This is a genomic window from Streptomyces sp. AK02-01A (assembly GCF_033795305.1).
Classification (GTDB): domain Bacteria; phylum Actinomycetota; class Actinomycetes; order Streptomycetales; family Streptomycetaceae; genus Streptomyces.
Genome location: NZ_JARBAE010000002.1, coordinates 434,927 through 454,439, shown reverse-complemented (window position 1 = coordinate 454,439; position 19,513 = coordinate 434,927). Strand labels below are relative to the sequence as shown.

At 71.5% G+C, this 19,513-nt stretch carries 19 protein-coding genes; 12 read left to right on the top strand and 7 right to left on the bottom strand.

Translation table 11 applies throughout. The features are described from left to right. Positions 1 to 99: 99 nt before the first annotated feature. Positions 100 to 711 (top strand): hypothetical protein, encoded by a 612-nt coding sequence (locus tag PV679_RS04440; RefSeq protein ID WP_319678593.1) that lies wholly within the window; start codon positions 100 to 102, stop codon positions 709 to 711. A 67-nt stretch (positions 712 to 778) separates the two neighbouring features. Then, positions 779 to 2,107: an MFS transporter gene (locus PV679_RS04435; RefSeq protein ID WP_319678594.1), complete on the top strand. Its 1,329-nt coding sequence runs from the start codon at positions 779 to 781 to the stop codon at positions 2,105 to 2,107. 26 nt (positions 2,108 to 2,133) lie between these two features. Here the strand turns inward: PV679_RS04435 and PV679_RS04430 are convergent, their stop codons facing one another. Then, positions 2,134 to 2,373: a hypothetical protein gene (locus tag PV679_RS04430; RefSeq protein ID WP_319678595.1), complete on the bottom strand. Its 240-nt coding sequence runs from the start codon at positions 2,371 to 2,373 to the stop codon at positions 2,134 to 2,136. Positions 2,374 to 2,472: 99 nt separating this feature from the next. Here PV679_RS04430 and map point away from each other — a divergent pair, with 99 nt between their 5' ends. Both map and PV679_RS04420 read left to right on the top strand, forming a co-directional pair. Further along, positions 2,473 to 3,330 carry a type I methionyl aminopeptidase gene (gene map, locus PV679_RS04425; protein WP_319678596.1) on the top strand — a complete coding sequence of 286 codons (858 nt, stop codon included), beginning with the start codon at positions 2,473 to 2,475 and terminating at the stop codon, positions 3,328 to 3,330. Between the two features lie 163 nt (positions 3,331 to 3,493). Then, entirely contained in the window at positions 3,494 to 4,159 is a 666-nt protein-coding gene (locus PV679_RS04420) for a biliverdin-producing heme oxygenase (RefSeq protein WP_319678597.1), read from the top strand. Between the two features lie 31 nt (positions 4,160 to 4,190). On the opposite strand, the gene PV679_RS04415 is transcribed toward PV679_RS04420, so the two are convergent. The 3 genes from PV679_RS04415 to PV679_RS04405 form a co-directional block, all read right to left on the bottom strand. Continuing rightward, the gene (locus PV679_RS04415) at positions 4,191 to 4,859 is read right to left on the bottom strand and encodes a PhzF family phenazine biosynthesis protein (protein WP_319678741.1); all 669 of its coding nucleotides are present in this window, start codon (positions 4,857 to 4,859) and stop codon (positions 4,191 to 4,193) included. Positions 4,860 to 4,975: 116 nt separating this feature from the next. Further along, positions 4,976 to 6,538 (bottom strand): HtaA domain-containing protein, encoded by a 1,563-nt coding sequence (locus tag PV679_RS04410; protein ID WP_319678598.1) that lies wholly within the window; start codon positions 6,536 to 6,538, stop codon positions 4,976 to 4,978. Between the two features lie 117 nt (positions 6,539 to 6,655). Continuing rightward, on the bottom strand, positions 6,656 to 8,086 hold the full coding sequence (locus PV679_RS04405) for an HtaA domain-containing protein (protein ID WP_319678599.1): 1,431 nt from the start codon (positions 8,084 to 8,086) through the stop codon (positions 6,656 to 6,658). Positions 8,087 to 8,273: 187 nt separating this feature from the next. On the opposite strand from PV679_RS04405, the gene PV679_RS04400 reads away from it, so the two are divergent. From PV679_RS04400 to PV679_RS04370, 7 genes are all read left to right on the top strand, one after another. Continuing rightward, complete coding sequence (locus PV679_RS04400; RefSeq protein WP_319678600.1) at positions 8,274 to 9,299, top strand: heme/hemin ABC transporter substrate-binding protein; 1,026 nt, start codon at positions 8,274 to 8,276, stop codon at positions 9,297 to 9,299. 1 nt (position 9,300) lies between these two features. Beyond that, on the top strand, positions 9,301 to 10,434 hold the full coding sequence (locus PV679_RS04395) for an iron ABC transporter permease (RefSeq protein ID WP_319678601.1): 1,134 nt from the start codon (positions 9,301 to 9,303) through the stop codon (positions 10,432 to 10,434). Between the two features lie 50 nt (positions 10,435 to 10,484). Beyond that, complete coding sequence (locus PV679_RS04390) at positions 10,485 to 11,321, top strand: heme ABC transporter ATP-binding protein (protein ID WP_319678602.1); 837 nt, start codon at positions 10,485 to 10,487, stop codon at positions 11,319 to 11,321. A 166-nt stretch (positions 11,322 to 11,487) separates the two neighbouring features. After that, positions 11,488 to 12,627 carry an iron uptake system protein EfeO gene (gene efeO / locus PV679_RS04385; protein ID WP_319678603.1) on the top strand — a complete coding sequence of 380 codons (1,140 nt, stop codon included), beginning with the start codon at positions 11,488 to 11,490 and terminating at the stop codon, positions 12,625 to 12,627. A 25-nt stretch (positions 12,628 to 12,652) separates the two neighbouring features. After that, a complete protein-coding gene (efeB, locus tag PV679_RS04380) occupies positions 12,653 to 13,933 on the top strand; it encodes an iron uptake transporter deferrochelatase/peroxidase subunit (protein ID WP_319678604.1) in 1,281 nt (426 codons plus the stop codon). Between the two features lie 21 nt (positions 13,934 to 13,954). Then, positions 13,955 to 14,923: an iron uptake transporter permease EfeU gene (efeU, locus tag PV679_RS04375; protein ID WP_319678605.1), complete on the top strand. Its 969-nt coding sequence runs from the start codon at positions 13,955 to 13,957 to the stop codon at positions 14,921 to 14,923. Beyond that, on the top strand, positions 14,841 to 15,791 hold the full coding sequence (locus PV679_RS04370) for a hypothetical protein (RefSeq protein ID WP_319678742.1): 951 nt from the start codon (positions 14,841 to 14,843) through the stop codon (positions 15,789 to 15,791). Before efeU ends, PV679_RS04370 begins: the two co-directional genes overlap by 83 nt. A 27-nt stretch (positions 15,792 to 15,818) precedes the next feature. On the opposite strand, the gene PV679_RS04365 is transcribed toward PV679_RS04370, so the two are convergent. Together PV679_RS04365 and PV679_RS04360 are read right to left on the bottom strand one after the other, a co-directional pair. After that, positions 15,819 to 16,571, bottom strand: coding sequence for a bifunctional DNA primase/polymerase (locus PV679_RS04365; protein WP_319678606.1), 753 nt, complete (start codon positions 16,569 to 16,571; stop codon positions 15,819 to 15,821). A 241-nt stretch (positions 16,572 to 16,812) separates the two neighbouring features. Then, positions 16,813 to 17,436, bottom strand: coding sequence for a TetR/AcrR family transcriptional regulator (locus tag PV679_RS04360; protein ID WP_319678607.1), 624 nt, complete (start codon positions 17,434 to 17,436; stop codon positions 16,813 to 16,815). A 210-nt stretch (positions 17,437 to 17,646) separates the two neighbouring features. Here PV679_RS04360 and ddaH point away from each other — a divergent pair, with 210 nt between their 5' ends. Continuing rightward, on the top strand, positions 17,647 to 18,462 hold the full coding sequence (ddaH, locus tag PV679_RS04355; RefSeq protein ID WP_319678608.1) for a dimethylargininase: 816 nt from the start codon (positions 17,647 to 17,649) through the stop codon (positions 18,460 to 18,462). A gap of 7 nt (positions 18,463 to 18,469) precedes the next feature. On the opposite strand, the gene PV679_RS04350 is transcribed toward ddaH, so the two are convergent. Next, the gene (locus PV679_RS04350; protein ID WP_319678609.1) at positions 18,470 to 19,483 is read right to left on the bottom strand and encodes a small ribosomal subunit Rsm22 family protein; all 1,014 of its coding nucleotides are present in this window, start codon (positions 19,481 to 19,483) and stop codon (positions 18,470 to 18,472) included. Positions 19,484 to 19,513 lie beyond the last annotated feature (30 nt).

Below are 19,513 nucleotides of genomic sequence, written 5' to 3'. Positions count from 1 at the left end.
CCCTACTTCCCGCACTACTCGTAGGTAGCGGTCCCCGTTCGGGTGAGCCCGTGGTGACCGGCCCGCGCGGGAGGCCCGGCTGCGGCAGGATGCGGGCCCATGGATGCCGTACGCGTCGCACTGCTGCGTGAAGTCCTCGCCGGGACGCAATGGCCGTCCGCGGCGCGCCGCTTCGCCGGGGCCCTGCGGTCCTCCGTCGTACCGCAGGGCGGCGGGCTGCTGCTGGTCGGCACCGAGGAGTACGAGCCGTGGCATCTCGCCGCGCATCTGGTGGACGAGGCCGCGTGGTCCGGTCAGCCGGAGCTGAATCCCACGCTGGTGCGGCACCGGGTGCGGCCGGAGGATCCGGCGCATCTCGCCGTCGGACTGGGCCGGCTCAGGGCGGTGGGCCGCGGCGAGACGCTGCTCGTCGTGGCGCCGGAGCGGCCGGACGGCGGGCTGCTGGAGCGGGTGCACGACGCGCGGCGGGCCGGCGCGACGGTGCTGTCGCTCGACGGCGGGGACGCGGAGGTGCGCGGGCTGGCGCACGAGGCGCTGACGGTGGCCGCGGCGGACCTGGAGCACGGTGTGGATCTCGACACCGTGCAGCATCTCGTGAGCGCGGCCGCCGGAGAGAACAGCGTGCCGGGACCCCGTGGGCGGCGGCGCTTCCGGGACCGGCTGTCGCGGCTGGCGGAGCAGCTCACGGCGCCGCCGCCGGCCCGCTGGTAGCGGAGCGGCCGGCGTCACCAGGATTTCGCTTGCATGTTCCACGTATCAGCACGGAACATGGCCCCTCGTGACCAAAAAGCTCCAGGCGATCCTGCCGGATCTCACTCCGCTCCGTACCCTGCGCGAATTCCGGCTGCTCTGGATCCAGGGGCTGGTGACCTCCTTCGGCAGCTCCATGGCCATGATCGCGCTGCCGCTCCAGATCAAGGACCTGACCAACTCGCCGTTCGCGGTCGGTGCGATGGGCGCCGTCGAAATGGTGCCGCTGATCGTCTTCGGGCTGTACGGCGGAGCGCTGGCCGACGCGGTCGACCGCCGCAGGGTCATCCTGCTCTCCGAGGCGGGACTGGGCCTGCTCGCCGCCGTCCTGCTGGTGAACGGACTGCTGCCGCGTCCGGCGCTCTGGCCGCTGTATGTGGTCGCGGCCGGCGTCTCCGCGCTCTCCGGCCTCCAGCAGCCCGCGCTGGGCTCGCTGATCGCGCGGATCGTCCCGCACGACCAGCTCACCGCGTCCGCCGCGCTGAACTTCATGCGCGGGCAGATCGCGGCCGTGGTCGGTCCCGCGTTCGCCGGTGTCGTCGTCGCCTTCGCGGGCGCGCCGACGGCGTACGCGGTGACGGTCACCGGCTTCACGGTCTCGGTCCTGATGTGTCTGCGGCTGTCGCCGGCGCCGCCTTCGCACACGGCAGGCAAGCCGTCGCTGCGCAGTGTGGTGGAGGGCGCGCGCTACGCCTGGAGCAAGCCCGTCCTGCTCGGTACGTACGCGATCGACATGGCCGCGATGTTCTTCGCCTATCCGATCGCGGTGTTCCCGTTTCTGGCCCAGGACCTGCACGCCGAGTGGGCGCTCGGGCTGATGTACGGAGCGATCCCGCTCGGCGCCGTACTGGTGAGCCTGACCAGCGGCTGGGCCTCCCGGGTGCGCCGCCACGGCCGGATGGTCACGCTGGGCGCGGCGGGCTGGGGTCTCGCGATGACCGCCGCCGGATGGATGTCGAACATCTGGCTCATCCTGGCCTGTCTGGTGATCGCGGGCGGCGGCGACATGGTCAGTGGCCTGGCCCGCCACACGATCTGGGACCAGACCGTCCCGGAGGAGCTGCGCGGCAGGCTCGCGGGCATAGAGGTGCTGTCGTACAGCACCGGGCCGCAGCTCGGCCAGCTACGGGCCGGCACCGTGGCCGGCTGGACCGGCACGCGTCCGGCGATCTGGAGCGGCGGCCTGGCCTGTGTGGCGGCGGTGGGACTGCTGGCGGCCGTACTGCCGAAGCTGATGACGTACAACGCCGACACGGACGAGGACGCGCTGCGCCGCCGGGCCCAGCGGGAGGCGACTGCTCGGGAGGCGACGGCCGAGGCCGGCGCGGCCCCCGCGGGCGCGGAGGCCGCGGCCTGAAGCGCGCCGCCTGAACCGCGCCGCCGTCAGGCGGACGGAGTGTCGTCCTCCTCGCCGCGGGAGCCGTCGTGCCAGCGAGGGTCGTTCTCCCACTCCAGGTTGCGTTCCCGCGCCGTGTCCATCGCGTGTTCCGCCTCCTGGCGGGTCGCGTAGGGGCCGAAGCGGTCCTTGGCCGGGCAGTCGGGGCCTTCCTCGACCTTCTTGTGCTCCAGGCAGTAGTACCACTCGCCGGCTTTAGCGGTCGTGCGCTTCTTGAACAGGGCCATCATCGGCTCCTTCCTCTGACGCCATGCTGCCCCACGGTCGCTGGTCGGGCCCTGCGGGCGGACGACGCCACTTCTCCAACACGCCCTAGACTCGCTGGCATGTCTGGCCAGTCACTGCTCGTACCAGGAGAGCTCTCTCCCATCCGTTCCGTTCCCGGAAACATCCGGCGCCCCGAATATGTCGGGAAGCCTGCTCCTACCCCGTACAACGGGCCGGAAGTGCAGACACCGGAAACGATTGAGCTGATGCGGATCGCGGGACGGATCGCCGCGCAGGCGATGGAGGAGGCCGCGAAGCACATCGCGCCCGGTGTGACCACGGACGAGCTCGACCGGGTCGCGCACGAGTTCATGTGCGACCACGGGGCCTATCCGTCGACGCTCGGTTACCGCGGTTTTCCCAAGTCGCTCTGCACATCCGTCAATGAGGTGATCTGTCACGGCATCCCGGACTCCACGGTGCTCCGTGACGGCGACATCGTGAATCTCGATGTCACCGCTTACATCAACGGTGTGCACGGCGACAACAACGCCACCTACTTCTGCGGAGATGTCGACGAGGAGTCGAGGCTCCTGGTGGAGCGGACCCGCGAGTCGCTGAACCGCGCGATCAAGGCGGTGCGGCCCGGCCGCCAGATCAATGTGATCGGGCGGGTCATCGAGTCGTACGCCAAGCGGTTCGGCTACGGCGTCGTCAGGGACTTCACCGGTCACGGGATCAATTCGTCCTTCCACTCCGGACTGATCGTCCCGCACTACGACAGCCCGCACGCCACCACCGTCATCCAGCGCGGCATGACCTTCACGATCGAGCCGATGCTCACTCTCGGCACCTACGAGCACGACATGTGGGACGACGGCTGGACCGTGGTGACCAAGGACCGCAAGCGGACCGCGCAGTTCGAACACACGCTGGTGGTGACGGAGACGGGCGCCGAGATCCTCACGCTGCCCTGAGGTTGCCTCCGGGCGGGTGAGGAGTAGCGTTTTTACCGACAGGACGTCGGGAACCAGTTGACTTAGGTAAGCCTAAGTAAGAGTATCGGTCCTGGCGGCGGCCCCGTGCCGTCGCCGCCGGCCTTTGCCTGCTCCCGTCCCCTTCGGTCCCTGGAGGCCCGCCTTGGACGCCACCGCCACCGCCACTCCGTTCTCCACGCTCATCCGAGTCGCCTCGCACGAACAGCACACGGAGGCGGAGACCTCCGCCTTCATGAGCGACATGCTGGGCGGCAGACTCGGAGTGGACGCGTACACGCGGTACACCGAGCAGCTCTGGTTCGTGTACCGCGCGCTGGAGGACGCCGCCGAGTCGCTGAGAACGGACCCGGTCGCCGGTCCCTTCATCCAGGACGAGCTGTTGCGTACGTCCGAACTGGAGCGCGACCTGGCGCATCTGCGCGGTGCGGACTGGCGGACGGACCTTGAGCCGCTGCCCGCGACCGCCGCGTACGCCGCGCGGATCGAGGAGTGCGCGCGCGTCTGGCCGGGCGGATATGTGGCGCACCACTACACCCGCTATCTCGGAGACCTCTCCGGCGGCCAGATCATCCGCGACACGGCGGAGAAGACCTGGGGCTTCGCCCGCAAGGGCGACGGCGTCCGCTTCTATGTCTTCGAGCGGATCTCCAACCCGGCCGCGTTCAAGCGGGGTTACCGCGAGCTGCTGGACCAGGTGGCGGCGGACGATCTGGAGAAGCAGCGGATCATCGCGGAGTGCAAGCGCGCGTTCGACTTCAACGGCGCGGTCTTCCGCGAGCTGGGCGCGCGGTTCCCGCTGAGTGCCTGACCGGGCTCCCGCCGCGTCGGACGTTGATCTCTCAGTGGGCCGAGAGCAGGCGTACGCGTCCGCCTATCTCGATGGAGCCGTCGGGGCCGGGGGCCGTGAGGAGTTGCGATCCCCGGCCCTGAGTGATGTTCAGAGCGCGGCCCAGCTCCGCCGTGAGCAACAGCGCCGCCGCGCCGGTCGCCTCGTCCTCGACGATGCCGTCGTCGCGGCGCGGGAAGGCGCGGGCCCTGACCCGGCCCGCCGCCTCGTCCAGCCAGGCCCAGGCGTAGAGCCAGCCCTCGCCGGGCGGCGGAGCGGGCAGCGAGTCGACCTCGGCGGCTGACGCGTACCGCTGGATCGTGCGCGGCGGCGCCCATTCGGGACGGGCCGTGATCCAGGTGAACTCGCCGTCCTGACGCACCCAGACCTCTCCGGCCGGCGGATTGACCGCCTCCAGGTCGAGCAGCCAGGCGGCGCCGACGAGCGGATGTCCGGCGAACGGCAGTCGCAGCCCCGGCGTGTAGATGTCGACCACGCCGCGCTCGGGGTCGTCGACGAACACGGTCTCGCTGTAGCCGAGCCGGGCCGCGATGGCCTGCCGGGACGCCCGGTCCGGATGGGCGCGGCCCTCGCGGACCACCCCGAGCGTATTGCCGTGCCGGCCGTCGGCGGCGCAGAAGACGCTGAGTACGTCGATGTCTGTCACCCGGGCATTCAACATCACGGGCCCGCCTCGCGGCACCGCGGTATGTCCCTGGCCGCGCATCGCGGCGGACACGACGGCAGGGCCGCACCGTCCTTCCGGTCGGTGCGGCCCTGCCGTTGGCGGCGTGAGCGTTACGCGGTCTCCTCCTGAGATGTCCGGCGGCGCTTCGCGGCGAAGACCACGGCCACGCCCGCCGCGGCGACGGCGCCCGCCGCGCTCAGCAGCGTGCCGGTGGGGATCTCGGAGCCGGTGGAGGCGAGCGAGCCGGTGCCGCCGACGGTACCGCCGCCGACCGTGCCGCCCGTGGTACCGCCCGTCGTGCCGGAGTCGCCGCCCGTGCCGCCGGAGTCGCCGCCGGAGTCGCCGCCGCCCGGGAGGTCGGCGTCGTCGTCCAGCGAGACCGCGAGGGTCAGCTTGTCGAGAGCCGTGCCGGCCGGGTACATGCCGCCGAATGCCTTCGTGCCGTCGGCGGTGAGGGTCGCGGGGACGCCGCTCAGCGTGACCACGCCGTCCTTGGCCACCGGGCCACCGGCCGGGAGGTCCAGCGTGGCGAAGGTCAGGTCCTTGAAGGTGGCGACCTTGTGCGTGTCCCGGTCCTTGGTGCTGACGTCCGCGACGAGCGTGCCCTTGCCGTCCTTCACCTCGACCCGGAGACCGCTCAGTCCGAGGTCGAGCACATACTCACCGGCCTCCTCGTGGCCGAGGAAGCGGACCGTACCGGCGAAGGACGCGGAGAGCGTGTGCGCGTCCGCGTCGAAGGAGCCCGTTCCGTCGGAGAAGCGGTAGGCGGCGCCGGACTGGGTGGCGCCGCCGGAGAGTTCGACCTTGCCCTTGGCGATCGGTCCCGTGACATAGGACCGGAAGGACTCCTTCACACCCCAGTCCAGATTGCCGTCGACGATCGCGCCGTCCTCGGCGGCCGGCGGCGCGTCGCTGGCCGGCGCGGTGGGAGCCGGAGTGGTTCCGCCGGTGGGCGTGCCGGTGGGCGCGGTCGCCGTCGGTGTCGGTGTCGGCTCGGACTCGGTCGGATTCGGCGTCGGAGTCGGTGTCGGTGTGCCGCCCGTGGAGTACGCGACGGCGAGCGTGGCCTTGTCCAGCTCCGTGCCCGCCGCGTACATGCCGTTGAAGGCCTTCGCGCCGTCGGCGGTCAGCTTGGCGGGGATGTCCTTGAAGACCATCGTGCCCGCCGCGGTCTCCGGACGGATGCCCGCCAGATCGATCTCGGCGAGCTCGATGTCGTCCTGGGTGGTGCCGTTGAGGCTGACGTCCGCCTGTATGGCGCCGCCGGTGCCCTCGGTGACCAGCTTCACATCGGCGATCTGGATGTCGAAGCCGTGCGCGGCGGAGGTGAAGCGCACACCGCCGTCGAAGTCCGTGGTCACGTTGTGTGTCGCGGGGTCATAGGTGCCCGTGCCGCCGGTGAAGGTGAAGGGACCGTTTCCGGCGGCCTGGGTGGCGCCTTCGGTGGCCGAGATCGTGCCCGCGGCGATGCCCGTCACATATTTCCGGAAGGACTCCTTCAGGCCCCAGTCCAGGGTGCCGTCCTTCAGCTCCAGCTTCGGAGCACCGGGCGCGGCGGGCGCGGCGGCGGGCACACCGGCCGCGAGGGCCGGGAGGGTGAAGGCGGTGGCGCCGAGGGCGGCTGCCGTCGCGATGGCGGCGGCGAGGGCCCGGGGGCGGCGAGTGGCTGGCATGGTGGTGTTCTCCTCGATGGTTCGTATGTCGTGTGGTTCGCGCGGGCGCGGACCGTGCGTCTGCGACGGCCGTCCTGACGGCGCGGAACGCGCGCCGCGCGTGGATCGCGTGGGTGTTCAGTGGCCGCCGGGTCCGGCGGCGCCGCGGCGCCTGCGGACGACGAGCACGCCGAGTCCCGCGACGACGAGCAGGCCCGCGCCGATCGCCGCGTACGTTCCGGTGCCGACGGACGGCGCGGAGGACGCCGACGCCGCCGCGTCTTCGGTGGCCGGGCCTGCGGTGCGGCTGGTGGCCGCCGAGGGCTCCGGCCGCGCGGAGGCCGTGGCCTCGCTGCCCAGATCCGGCAGAGCGGGCAGGCGTGCCGTCCGGTCGACGGCGACGGCGAGCGAGACGGGATCCATCGCCGTGCCCGCCGAGTAGAGGGAGCCGAATGCCTTGGCGCCTTCCGAAGTGAGCGTGGCGGGAGCCTCGTTGACCGAGGCGAGGCCGTTCTTCGGCGTGAGGTCCTTGGCCGCGAAGGTGACGAGCGGCACCGCCTTCATGGCCGCCCGGCCCGCCGCGGCGTCGGCGACATCGGCGGACAGGGTGCCCCGGCCGTCCCTCACCCGGACGGTGACCTGACTCAGCGTCAGGTCGAGGCCGGTCCCGGTGAACCGGACGCTGCCCGCGAAGCCCGCGTCGAGCGTCCGCTTCGCGGCGTCGTAGGAGCCCTTGCCCCGAGGGAAGCGGAACAGCGCGCCGCCGTCCTGGGCACCGCCGCTCAGCGCCCACCGGCCCTGGGCGATGGAGCCCGTGACGTACTCGCGGTAGGTGCGGCGTACGCCCCAGTCGACGGCCGCGTCCTGGAACGCTCCGGCGGCCCTGGGCTCCGTCTTGGTGTCCTTCTTGGCGCCATCGCTCGTGGGCTTCTGCACGGGCTTCTTCGCCGCGACATCCACGGAGAGGCTCACCGGGTCGAGCGGCGTACCGGCCGTGTAGTAGCCGGCGAAGGCGGTGGCGCCCGTCGAGGTGAGCTTCGCCGGGACATTGGCGAGAGCGACCGGGCTGCCGCCGCCCGCCATGGTGATCCCGGAGAGATCGAGCGCGGCGAGCGGGACCTGGGAGGCGGTGGTGACCCTGCCCGATCCCTTCGCCTTGCTGGTCATGTCCGCGTAGAGGGTGCCGCCGCCACCGGAGATGCGCACGGTGGGCCGGCTGATCGTGAGGTCCAGTTCATACGTTCCGTCGGTCTTCCGGTGCCCGAGGAAGCGGACACCGCCCGAGAATCCGGCGCGGAAGGCCCCGGTGCCGGGGTCGTAGGTGCCGGTGGCGGAGTGGAAGCGGAACTGGCTGCCGCCCACGGTGGCGGCGCCGCCGGTGAGGCTCCAACTGCCGTGCGCTATGGGCCCGGTGACATAGCTCTGGAACGAGGACTTGATGCCCCAGTCGAGTCTGCCGCCCTGGACCGTGCGGTCCGCCGCCTGTGCGCCGGCGGCCGGAAGCAGGGCCACCGGCAGCGCCATGAGAAGCGCGACGGCGAACGCGCGCAAGGGTCTGAAGGACGGCATGAAGTCACTCCCACGTCTGAACGAGCCGGAATCCGGGCAGCCCCGGACCTGACAAGCAAGGCAAGGCTAACCTAAGCTATCTCAAGCCGTTCCGGAACCTCTCAGTCCAGCGAAACCTCAACAAAGCGTTGCAGAACGATGGATAGACCTCATAACCACCAGCAGAACGAACAGGACGGTGCACTCCGTGCGCAGATCACGTCTGGCGGGTGCGCTTCTCTCCGTACTCGCCCTCGCCCTGACCGCCACCGGCTGCGGTGACAGCGGCTCCGGCTCCGGCTCCGGCTCCGGCTCCGCGGACAAGAGTGGTGCGAACGCCGTCGCGGCGGACCGGGTCGAGCCGCTGGCGTCCGTGCCCGCGCCACGGCTGCCGGTCACCGTGGACTCGGCGGACGGCCGGCGGGTCACGGTCACCTCGGCCGACCGGATCGTGCCGCTGACCGGCTCGCTGAACGAGATCGTCTTCACTCTCGGCCTCGGCGCGAAGGTCGTGGCCCGCGACATCACCGCCACGTTCGAACAGGCGGCGAAGCTGCCGGTGGTGACCCGGGCGCACGATGTCTCGGCGGAGAGCGTCCTCTCGCTGAAGCCGACCGTCGTCATCGCGGACACCTCCACCGGACCCGCCGAGGCCATCGCGCAGATCCGGGACGCCGGCGTCCCTCTGGTCGTCGTCGAACCGGCGAAGAGCCTCGGCGACGTCGGGACGAGGATCGACACGGTGGCCGCCGCGCTCGGCGTCACCACGGCGGGCACCGAGCTGAAGGCACGTACCGAGCAGCGGATCGCCGCCGTACGCGCGGACATTCCCGCGCGGCAGGACGGCGCGAGGCCCCGCGTCGCCTTCCTCTATCTGCGCGGCTCGGCCTCCGTCTATCTGATCGGCGGCGGTGACTCCGGAGCGAGCTCGCTGCTGGAGGCCGCCGGCGCGGTCGACGCGGGCAAGGAATCCGGGCTGCGGAAGGACTTCACCGCGATCACCAGCGAGGCGCTGGCGAAGGCCGCGCCCGACGCGATCCTGGTGATGACCAAGGGCCTTGAATCGGTGGGCGGGACGGACGGCCTGGTGAAGATCCCGGGAGTCGCGGAGACACCCGCCGGGATGGACCGCAGAGTCGTCTCCGTCGACGACGGCGTGCTGCTGAACTACGGCCCGCGCACCGACCGGGTGCTGCGGTCGATCGTCGACCAGCTCTACGGAGACGAGAACTGATATGACGACGACTCCCGCGCCGGCGCCGGCCGGCGGCGTCCCGGACACGGACGATCCGCCGGCGCCGGCCACCGAAGCGCCCGCCGAGTGCCGGAGCCGACCGCGGCGGCCCGGGAAGACATCCCTGCTGACCGGCGGGCTGCTCGGCGCGCTGATCGTGCTCTGTCTGCTCTCCGCCGGGACCGGCGCCTACCACATACCGCTCGCGGACGTGCTCGCCTCCGTCCAGCACCGGGCCGGACTCGGCGGCGCCGCGCTCGACCGCGTCGGCGAGAGCGTCCTGTGGAACGTCCGGCTGCCACGGGTCGTGCTCGCGCTGCTCGTCGGCGCCTCGCTCGGCTGCGCCGGCGCGCTGATGCAGGGCGTGTTCGGCAATCCGCTCGCCGAACCGGGCGTCATCGGCATCTCGTCGGGCGCCGCGGTCGGCGCGGTGGCCTCGATCGCGCTGGGCCTGAGCTTCTTCGGCAACTGGACGGTGACGGTCTGCGCGTTCGCCGCCGGGCTGGCGACGGTGCTGCTCGTCTACGCGCTGTCCCGCTCCGGAGGCCGTACGGAGGTGGTCACGCTCATCCTGACCGGGATAGCGGTGAACGCCTTCGCGGGCGCGCTGATCGGGCTGTTCATCTTCTTCGCGGACAGCGCGCAGATCACCCAGATCACCTTCTGGCAGCTCGGCTCGCTGGCGCAGGCGACCTGGCCGAAGGTGCTGGCGGTGCTGCCGTGCGCGCTGGCCGGGCTGGCCATCGCGCCGTTCCACGCCGGGAAGCTGGACCTTCTCGCGCTCGGAGAACGGCCCGCCCGCCATCTCGGAGTGGACGTCGAGCGGCTCCGTACGGTCCTCGTCCTGGTGGTCGCGCTGCTCACCGCGGCCGCCGTCGCGGTGGCCGGGATCATCACCTTCGTCGGGCTGCTGGTGCCTCATCTGCTGCGGATGGCGCACGGACCCGGCCATCGCTTCCTGGTGCCGGGCAGCGCGCTCGGCGGCGCGCTGGTCCTGGTGGCCGGCGATCTGGCGGCCCGTACGGTCGCGGCCCCGGCCGAGCTCCCGCTGGGCGTGCTCACCGCGCTCCTCGGCAGTCCGTTCTTCTTCTGGCTGCTGCGCAGGACCCGTCGTAGGCAAGGCGGTTGGGCGTGACCCGCGCCGCGCCGCCCTATCCGCCGCATCCGTATCCGAGGAAGTCCCGTATGCGTCTCAAGAGTCTGTTCGCCGCGCGTGAGCGCGCTCTGCCCGGGCCCGTCCGGCCGGGCACGGCCGTCGCCGAAGCGGAGGGCCTTCAGCTCCGCCTCGGGCAGCGCGAGGTGCTCTCCGGGATCAATCTCACCGTCCGCGCCGGTGAGGTGCTCGCGCTCGTCGGGCCCAACGGCGCCGGTAAGTCGACCCTGCTCGCCGCGCTCGCCGCCGATCTGCGTCCGGACGGCGGTGCGCTACGGATCGACGGCCGTCCGGCGCACCACTGGTCCGCACCGGAACTCGCGCTGCGCCGCGCCGTGCTGCCGCAGGCCGCCACGCTCTCCTTCCCGTTCCCGGTCGCGGAGGTGGTACGGATGGGCCGGGCGCCATGGGCCGGGACCGCGCTGGAGGACGAGGACGGCGCCGCCGTCGCCGAGGCGATGGCGCTCACCGAGACCGCGGAGTTCGCCGGACGTCCCTTCTCCGCACTCTCCGGCGGCGAGCGGGCCCGGGTCGCTCTCGCCCGGGTGCTCGCGCAGCGGGCGCCACTGCTGCTGCTCGACGAGCCGACCGCCGCGCTCGATCTGCGCCATCAGGAACTGGTGCTGCGGATCTGCCGGGCGCGCGCGGCGGCGGGCGACGCCGTCGTGGTCGTACTGCACGATCTCGGACTGGCGGCGGCGCACGCGGACCGGACCGCCGTCCTGCACGACGGCCGGATCGCGGCCGAGGGCCCGCCGGAAGGCGTCTTCCGCGACGAACTGCTGAGCCGGGTCTACCGGCAGCCCGTCGAGGTCCTCCGCCATCCCGGTACCGGAGTACCGCTGGTGATCCCGAAGCGGGCCACTTGACCGGCGCTTTGCGTCGCCGTGGGGCCTTGATGGAGCTGTCGTAACCTTCCCGTATCCGGCCAAAAGAGTGAGATCTGAATCACCTGACCGGCGGGTAGCGCTTAGGGAAGCCTCGGTTAAGTTAGGTCCGCCTCAGTACCTCATTCCATCCATCGTGGAGCCCTGTATGCGACCTGTCCGCCTCTCCGTCGCCACCGCCATCGCCGCGGTGGCCGCCCTGACCGCCGTCACGGGCTGCGCCGAGAAGAGCGACACCAAGGCCGGCGACGGCGCCGTCCAGGTCACCGCGAAGGACGACTCCTGCGAGGTCTCCAGGACGGAATTCCCGGCGGGCCATGTCGAACTGGCCGTCGAGAACAAGGGCTCCAAGGTCACCGAGGTCTATGTCCTCTTCCCGGACGACCGCATCGTCACCGAGCGGGAGAACATCGGCCCCGGCACCAAGGCCAAGGTCACCGCCGAGGTGAAGGCCGGTACGTACGAGATCGCCTGCAAGCCCGGCATGAAGGGCGACGGCATCCGCCAGAAGATCACCGTCACCGGCGGCACCGCCGCGAAGCGCAGCCCGGAGATGGACGCCGCGGTCGCCGCGTACCGCAAGTACGCCCAGACGCAGGCCGACGAGACGCTGCCCCTGGTCAAGGTGTTCACCGACGCCGTGCGCGCCGGAGACGTCGAGGCCGCGAAGAAGGCATACGCCACCTCCCGGATCGGCTGGGAGCGCACCGAGCCGGTCGCCGAGTCCTTCGGTGACATCGACCCGAAGGTGGACGTCCGCGCCGACGGCCTGGAGGACGGCCAGAAGTGGACCGGCTGGCACCGGCTGGAGAAGGAACTCTGGCAGGACAAGAAGCTCGGCCCGGACGCGAAGGCGCTCGCCGACGCCCTCGACACGGACCTCACCGACTGGCAGACGCGCGTCGGCAAGGCGGAGATCACACCGACCTCCATGGCCAACGGCGCCAAGGAACTCCTCGACGAGGTCGCGTCCGGCAAGGTCACCGGCGAGGAGGAGCGCTACAGCCACACCGACCTGGTCGACTTCAAGGCCAATGTCGAGGGCGCGCAGCACTCCTACGAGCTGCTCAAGCCGGTCGCCTCGAAGAACGACCCGGCGCTGGTGACCGAGCTGGACAAGCGGTTCGCCGCGATCAACACGCTGCTCGACACGTACCGCGCCGCACCGGACTCGTACGACTTCACCTCGTACGAGAAGGTCGGCGAGGCGCAGCGCAAGGAGCTGTCGGACGGTGTGAACGCGCTGGCCGAGCCGCTCTCCAAGCTCGCCGCCGCCGTCGTCAAGTAACCGTCGAGCAAGGGAATACCGGGACATGTCCGATGAAACAGCGGAGTCCGCGGCGACGGGCCACGGCGGCCCGTCCCGTGCCGCGCCGTCCCGCCGTGCGCTGCTGGGCTGGGGCGGCGCCGGGCTCGCGCTGGGCGCCGCCGCGGCCGGCGGCGCGGTGGCCGCCGTACGGGACGGAGACGGCGCCGGGCCCGCGAGTGACACCGGCGCGGCGGTTCCCTTCCACGGGCCGCACCAGGCCGGTATCGCCACCGCCGTCCAGGACCGGCTGCACTTCGCCGCGTTCGACGTGACGACGGAGGACCGCGCGGAACTGGTCCGGTTGCTCAAGGACTGGACGCGGGCCGCCGAGCGGCTGACGGCGGGACACCCGGTCGGCGAGGGAGCGTACGGCGGTCTCGCCGAGGCCCCGCCGGACGACACGGGCGAGGCGCTGGGCCTCAAGCCGTCCCGGCTCACGCTCACCTTCGGCGTCGGCCCGTCGCTCTTCGCCAAGGACCGGTTCGGACTGGACGAGCGGCGTCCGGCCGCGCTGGTGGACCTGCCGAAGTTCCCTGGCGACCATCTCGATCCGGCGCGCGGCGGCGGCGATCTGTGTGTCCAGGCGTGCGCGGACGATCCGCAGGTCGCGGTGCACGCGATCCGCAATCTGGCCAGGATCGGCTTCGGAAAGGTCGCGGTGCGCTGGTCGCAGCTCGGCTTCGGCAAGACGTCGTCGACCACGCCGGGCGCTCAGACACCGCGCAATCTCTTCGGCTTCAAGGACGGCACCAGCAATATCGCGGGCACCGACACCGCCGCGCTCTCCCGGCATGTGTGGGCGGCGGAGCAGGACGGCGCCGCCTGGATGGCCGGCGGCTCCTATCTGGTCGCGCGCCGGATCTCGATGCGGATCGAGACCTGGGACCGTACGTCCCTCCAGGAGCAGGAGGACGTCTTCGGCCGGGACAAGGGCGAAGGCGCGGCGGTCGGCCGGGCCCGCGAGCACGACCGGCCCCGTCTGGAGGCCATGCTGCCGACTTCGCACGTACGGCTGGCGCATCCGGACTCCCATCACGGGGCCCGGCTGCTGCGCCGTGGCTATTCCTTCACGGACGGTACGGACGGTCTGGGCCGGCTGGACGCGGGGCTGTTCTTCCTGGCGTACCAGCGCGACATACGGGCCGCCTTCATCCCCGTACAGCAGAGCCTCGCGCGCTCCGACGCGCTCAACGAGTACATCCAGCACGTGGGTTCAGCGGTCTTCGCGATCCCGCCGGGCGTCCGGGACACGGACGACTGGTGGGGCCGGACCCTGATCTCCTAGAAGCAGAAGGGACCCGACGCCGTGTTCGGCAACTACCTGATCGGTCTGCGCGAAGGGCTGGAGGCCAGTCTCGTCGTCTGCATCCTGATCGCGTATCTGGTGAAGACGGACCGGCGTGACGCGCTGCGGCCCATCTGGACCGGTATCGGCGTCGCGGTGGCTCTCGCGCTCGGCTTCGGCTGCGCGCTCGAATTCGGCTCGCAGGAGCTGACGTTCGAGGCGCAGGAGGCGCTCGGCGGGTCGCTGTCGATCGTCGCGGTGGCGCTGGTGACCTGGATGGTCTTCTGGATGCGGCGCACCGCGCGGCATCTGAGGGCGGAGCTGGGCGCCAAGCTCGACGCGGCGCTGCGGATGGGCACGGGCGCGCTGGTCGCGACGGCGTTCCTGGCGGTGGGCCGGGAAGGGCTGGAGACCGCGCTGTTCGTCTGGGCGTCGGTGCGGGCGTCGTCGGACGGCACGCACGGGCCGCTGATCGGAGTGCTGCTCGGCATCGCCAGCGCGGTGGTGCTGGGCTGGCTCTTCTACCGGGGCGCGGTCAGGATCAATCTGGCGAAGTTCTTCACCTGGACCGGCGGAATGCTGGTGGTCGTCGCGGCGGGTGTGCTCGCGTACGGCGTCCATGACCTTCAGGAGGCGCGCTTCCTCGGCGGTCTGTCCGACCGTGCCTTCGACATCAGCTCGACGGTCCCGCCGGACAGTTGGTACGGCACGCTTCTCAAGGGCGTCTTCAACTTCCAGCCGGACCCGACGGTGCTTCAAGTCGTCGTGTGGTGCCTGTATCTGGTCCCGACGCTCGCGCTGTTCCTGTCCCCGGTATGGTTCGGACGGTCAGTGGGGGTCAAGGAGCAGAAGGCGACCGATGAGCAGGCTGAGAAGGCCGATTCGGGCAGCGGCGGGGCTCGCGACGGTGACGGCGCTGGCGCTGACGGCGAGCGGGTGCGTGACGGTGCACGGGGAGCTGGCGGTCGTACCGTCGGCGAAGCGGACTGAGGCCGCGCGGGCGCTGAAGGACTTCACCGACGCGTACAACAAGGCGGACAAGGCCTACGATCCGGCGCTCGACGCGGACCGGGTGACCGGCGCGCTCGGCGCGATCAACCAGGCCGGTCTGAAGGCGCGGAGCATCACGAGCCCGGACGGCAATCCCGGGCACCAGCCGCTCGAACTGGCCGACGCGAGGTTCACGATCCCGAAGAAGGCCGGCTGGCCGCGCTGGTTCGTCGCGGACACCGACAGCAACCGGGACCGGGACGGCGGCCCGGAGGACAACCGCTGGGTGCTGGTCTTCGTCCGCGAGGCTCCCGGCAAGCAGTGGCAGGTGCCGTATCTGACGATCCTCTCTCCGGACGAGGTCCCGGTCTTCAAGACGGACAAGGACGGCTGGGGCGAGGCGGTGGCGGCGGACAGTGAGGCGCTGTCGGTGGCGCCGAAGGAGCTGAGCGCGCAGTACGCCGCGTATCTGGGAAGCGGCGAGCCGGCGCGTTTCGCGGCCGGCCCGCACACGGACGCCTGGCGGGAGAGCCGCGCGAGGAACGCGCGGCTGCCCGGTCTCACCACGCAGTATGTCGACCAGCCGCTGACCGGCGGCGACTTCGCGCCGCTGGGCCTGATGACACAGGACGGCGACGCGCTTGTCTTCTTCGCCACGCGCTACTTCGAACGCCAGACGGGCGCGAAGGGTGTCCGGCCGCCGGCGAACGCGGATGTGAAGGCGCTCATGACGGGTGAGGTGAAGACCACTCTCACCAAGGAGTGGGTCTCCAGCCAGGCGGTCCTGGTGCCGCGCGGCGGAGCGGGCGCGTCTCAGGTCGTGGTGTCGGGCCGCCTTCAGGGAGTCATCGGGGCCACGGGCTCCTGAGGCCGGGCGAGAGGCGGCGCCGTCCGCTCAGCGGCCCATCGGCCAGGCCACCGCGTGCGGGTCCAGTTCGGCGTTCTCACCGGCGTAGCGTGCGCACGCGTCGGTCAGCGCCTCCAGGAGCGTCAGCGGGTCCGGCAGCGGGTGTTCGGGACCGCGCAGCCAGCGCAGCGCGAGTTCGCCGGGAAGCCGGGCCGGAGGTACGAGCACATAGCTGCCCCGGCAGTGCCAGCGCAGGCCCGGATGCTCGTCCATCGTCTCGGGATGGCAGTCCAGCTCACAGGGCCACCACTCGTCCTCGTCCTCCGGAGTGCCTCGGGTCGCGGTGAAGAAGAGCATCCGGTCACCGCCGGAGTCGGCCACAGGACCGACGTCGACACCCTCTTCGAGCAGACGCTCCAGCGCCCGGCTGCCGGCTTCCAGCGGGACGTCCAGGACGTCGTGGACCATGCCGGTCGCGGTGATGAAGTTGGCCTCGGGCTGGTTCCGCGCCCACCGCTCGATCTGCGCGCGGTCGGTGGTGGACTGGGTCCCCCAGGCGAAGGAGATCGGGTGTCTGGCCGGGGTCGGACAGCCGATCCGCTCGCAGGAACATCGGTAACCGACCGGATGCGCGGCGGGCGAGAGCGGCATACCGGCATCGGCGACGGCGAGGAGCAGTGCCTCCCGGCCACCGGCGTCTCCGTCGAGCCCGGCGTCACCGGCGCTCTTCTTGGGGCGCCTGCGCAGCCACTGGGGAATCCTGCTCTCCGTGCCGCGGTAGCGGCCGAAATCGTCGCCCATCTATCCCCTCACACACCTCACGCTCGTCCCTGCGGACACTCCCATCGTCGCACCATCCTGCTCCTCAGGTGGCCGTGCTCCCCAACCGGGGTACGGAGACCGAACGGCGACCCTGGTGAACTTCTCGCCGTATATGCCGATATGCGACAAGGCTTCGGCCGCCGGTGGCCCATGGCGTCGGACACACGGCGGCGCCGTCCGCCGCCTCGCGGGACACCACTCGGACCGGCGCCGCGACGGCTCAGCGCCGCGGCGCCAGACCGTACAGCGCGTACTCGACGACCCGGTCCGCGTACTCGTGCGTCAGCGGAAGCGTCCGCAGCAGCCAGCGATGCGCCACCGGTCCTGTGAGCTGCTCCAGGGCGGTCCGGAGGTCGATGTCCTGGCGCACCTGTCCGGCGTCCTGGGCGGCCCGCAGCCGCTGCACATAGAGCTGGAGCTGTGGTTCGAGCAGCTTCCCGGTGAACTCGGCGCCCAGCTCCGCGTCGACGATCCCCGCGGCGGTGAGCGCCCGGCTCGGCACGTCGAACCTGGGGTCGTTCATCTCGTCGACCGTGGCCCGCAGCACCAGCTTGAGGTCGGCCTCCAGATCGCCGGTGTCGGGAATCCCGTCCGCCATCTCTCCGTCGGCCGCCTCCCGCGCCGTGCGGTCGGCGAGATCGAGAAAGGCATCCAGCAGCACCGCTCCCTTGGAGGGCCACCAGCGGTAGATCGTCTGCTTGCCCACACCGGCGCGGGCCGCGATGCCCTCGATCGTCGTCTTCGGATAGCCCACCTCACCCACCAGGGCGAGGGCCGCGTCATGGATGGCGCGGCGGGAGCGCTCGCTGCGCCGGGTGGAGTCGGGTGCCTTGATCTCAGCCATGGGCCCAAATCTACCGAGGGATGAGCCGATACGTATCGTCTCATTTCGGCACCGGAGCAGGCGGCCGGTGCCCGATGACCGCCGTACGGCTGACCGGTGTACGGCCGTCCGGTGGAACCACCCGAATGGATCACAGCGCGAGGCCGCCGCGGAGCGGAGCATGGCTTGCACGCACATGTTGTGCGCATCACCGCTCGTGAGGAGCCCTCCTTGCCTCGTGACGCCTCGCCTCGCCGCTATCTCATGTGTCCGCCGCACCACTTCCGGGTGACGTACTCGATCAACCCGTGGATGGATCCGGCGAAACCGGTGGACCTGCCGCTCGCGCTCGCCCAGTGGGAAGACCTCCGCGACCGCTATCTCGCTCTCGGCCACACCGTCTCGCTGCTGGACCCCCGGCCGGACCTGCCCGACATGGTCTTCGCGGCCAACGGCGCCACGGTCGTCGACGGCAAGGTGCTCGGCGCCCGCTTCGCGCATCAGGAGCGCATGCCGGAGGCCGAGGCGCATCTGGCCTGGTTCCGCGCCCGGGGATACGCCGAGATCCATGAGCCGGTACACATCAACGAGGGCGAGGGCGACTTCGCCGTCACCGCCTCCTATCTGCTGGCCGGGCGCGGCTTCCGGTCCAGTCCGCTCTCCCACGACGAGGCACAGGAGTTCTTCGGCCGGCCGGTGATCGGCCTGGATCTGATCGATCCGCGCTACTACCACCTGGACACGGCGCTCTGTGTGCTGGACGACACGGCGGACGAGATCATGTACTACCCGGGCGCCTTCTCGCCGGGCAGCAGATCCGTGCTCGCCCGGCTCTTTCCCGGCGCGCTCGTCGCGTCGGAGGAGGACGCGGCGGTGCTCGGCCTGAACGCGGTGAGCGACGGCCGCCATGTGCTGCTGCCGGCCACAGCGGCCGGGCTGCTCGCGCCGCTGCGCGACCGCGGGTTCGAGCCCGTCGGCATCGATCTGGGCGAGCTGCTCAAGGGCGGCGGCAGCGTGAAGTGCTGCACCCAGGAGCTACGGGCCTGAACGCGTCCTACGCGTCCGGCCCGTCCTCCGTGGCGCGCGGCGGCCAGACGTCGCCCCAGGCCGTGTCCCGCGCCGCGCGGTACAGCGGGCCGTGCCGCTTGGTGACCGTCTCCCGCCGCAGCCCGTCCTCCACGGTGCACAGATCGAGCAGCACCTGTCCCTTGCGGATCTGCGGCTTGCGCGTCACCCGGCCCCGCGCCGGCCGCGCCTCGAAGCGCACCGCCGCGACATAGCTGAACTTCTCGTCCTCGTAGGCCAGCGAGCCTCCCTTCACCTGCCGGTGCAGGGAGGACCGGCTGACCCGCGCCGCGAAGTGGCACCAGTCCTCGCCCGGCTCGATCGGGCAGGCGCCGCTGTGCGGACAGGGCGCGGCGATCCGCAGCCCGGCCGCGATGAGCTGATCACGGGCCTCGATGATCCGGAGATAGCCGTCCGGAGTGCCGGGCTCCACGACCACCACGGCGCGCGCGGCCCGCGCGGCCTCGGCGACCAGCGCGCCGCGGTCCCGCTCCGCCAGCTCCTTCAGTACGTACGAGACGGTCACCAGATCGCTCTCCGGCAGCTTCAGCGCCGCTCCGATCCTGGCCTGCCGCCACTCGGCGGCGCGCAGCCCGGGAAGTCCGGAGGCGGCGGCCAGCTCACGGCCAAGAGCCAGCGCGGGCTCGGCCCAGTCCAGGACGGTGGTGGTGCGCGGCTCCGCCCAGATCGCGTCGGCCGCCCAGATCGCGGCCCCGGTCCCGCCGCCGACATCCACATGGCTGCCGGGAGCCCAGTCCGGCGCGGCGCCGGCCAGCCCGTCCAGTGCCGCGCGTACCGCCTCGAAGGTCGCGGGCATCCGGTACGCCGCGTAGGCGGCGACGTCCGACCGGTCGCGGAGCACCGGCGCGTCCGTGGGAGTGGCGCCACGGTAGTTGGCGATCAGCCGGTCGACGGCCTGTCCGGCCTGCTTCGGCGGCAGCCCGTCGAGCAGTCCGGCGAGCGCGGTCCGCAGGACGTCCGGAGTGGAGAGGGTGACGTTCACCGCCGAATTCTACGGCTCCTCCCGGCAGCG